Source organism: Escherichia sp. 94.0001 (genome assembly GCF_013369155.2).
In the GTDB taxonomy this organism is placed as follows: Bacteria; Pseudomonadota; Gammaproteobacteria; order Enterobacterales; family Enterobacteriaceae; genus Escherichia; species Escherichia coli_F.
Genome location: NZ_JABWMS020000312.1, coordinates 1 through 261 on the forward strand (window position 1 = coordinate 1; position 261 = coordinate 261).

Annotated in this window: 1 protein-coding gene; it reads left to right on the plus strand. The window is 59.4% G+C overall.

The features are described from left to right. A partial coding sequence (locus HEN33_RS25895) for a sialate O-acetylesterase (protein WP_242460331.1) occupies window positions 1-261 on the plus strand: 261 nt, incomplete at both ends.

Consider the following 261-nt stretch of genomic DNA (forward strand, 5'->3'; position numbering starts at 1 on the left):
TCCCGAATAACGCGGGGATCCTGCTGGTACCATGCTGTCGTGGTGGTTCGGCATTCACCCAGGGCGCGGAGGGGACATTCAGTGCGGACACGGGGGCCAGCCAGGATTCGGCACGCTGGGGTGTGGGTAAACCGTTATATCAGGACCTGATTGCGCGCACTAAAGCTGCATTACAGAAGAACCCGAAAAATGTGTTGCTGGCGGTGTGCTGGATGCAGGGAGAGTTTGACATGAGCGCCGCCACCCACGCACAGCAACCTG